Source organism: Jeotgalibacillus sp. S-D1 (assembly GCF_004358665.1).
Classification (GTDB): Bacteria; Bacillota; Bacilli; order Bacillales; family Jeotgalibacillaceae; genus Jeotgalibacillus.
On record NZ_SMZR01000032.1, the window covers coordinates 1 to 1,249 of the forward strand.

Genomic DNA, 1,249 nt, shown 5'->3' on the forward strand with positions numbered 1-1,249 from the left:
GAACCGTCACAGAAGCTTTCTGAGTGATCACACCGCCTTTGCCATCACTGATGGTATAGGTAAAACTGTCTGTACCAAAGAAGTCTTTGTTTGGGGTGTAGCTATAACTGCCATCAGCGTTTACTACCACAGAACCATTAGCCGCTTTGTCCGCTAAGGCATAAGTTAACTTATCGCCATCAGCATCGGTTGCAGCGGATAGTTTGCCAGTAGCAACCGTATCTTCCACTGCTTTAATTGCTGTGTCTTTAGACACTGGTAGATCATTGACTGCAGCAACAGTGATAGTTGCTGTCTGGGTAATGGTTTCGGTGCCGTCAGTGATGGTATAGGTAAAACTGTCACTGCCGTTAAAGTTAGCGTTTGGTGTGTATTTATAACCACCATCAGCACTGATAGTTACTGAACCATTGGCTGCTTTATCTGCTAGCGCATAAGTTAATTTATCGCCATCCACATCGGTCGCTGGTGATAGTTTACCTGTGGCAACTGTGTCCTCGACTGCTTTAATAGCTGTATTGGTTGATACCGGTGCGTCATTCACACCTTGAACCGTCACAGAAGCTTTCTGAGTGATCACGCCGCCTTTGCCATCACTGATGGTATAAGTAAAACTGTCTGTACCGAAGAAGTCTTTATTTGGGGTGTAGCTATAACTGCCATCAGCGTTTACTACTACAGAACCATTAGCCGCTTTGTCTGCTAGCGTATAAGTTAACTTATCGCCATCAACATCGGTTGCGGCAGATAGTTTGCCAGTTGCAACCGTATCTTCCACTGCTTTAATTGCTGTGTTTTTAGATACTGGTAGATCATTGACTGCAGCAACAGTGATAGTTGCTGTTTGGGTAATGGTTTCGGTGCCATCAGTGATGGTATAGGTAAAACTGTCACTGCCGTTAAAGTTAGCGTTTGGCGTGTACTTATAACTACCATCAGAACTGATAGTTACTGAACCATTGGCTGCTTTATCTGCTAGCGCATAAGTTAATTTATCGCCATCAACATCGGTTGCTGGTGATAGTTTGCCTGTGGCAACGGTGTCCTCGACTGCTTTAATAGCTGTATTGGTTGATACCGGTGCGTCATTCACACCTTGAACCGTCACAGAAGCTTTCTGAGTGATCACACCGCCTTTGCCATCACTGATGGTATAGGTAAAACTGTCTGTACCAAAGAAGTCTTTGTTTGGGGTGTAGCTATAACTGCCATCAGCGTTTACTACCACAGAACCATTAGCCGCTTTGTC

Annotated in this window: 1 protein-coding gene; it reads right to left on the reverse strand. The window is 44.7% G+C overall.

The features are described from left to right. Nucleotides 1-1,249, reverse strand: a 1,249-nt coding sequence (locus E2R51_RS20530) for a tandem-95 repeat protein (RefSeq protein ID WP_133378735.1), incomplete at both ends; no start/stop codon positions are given.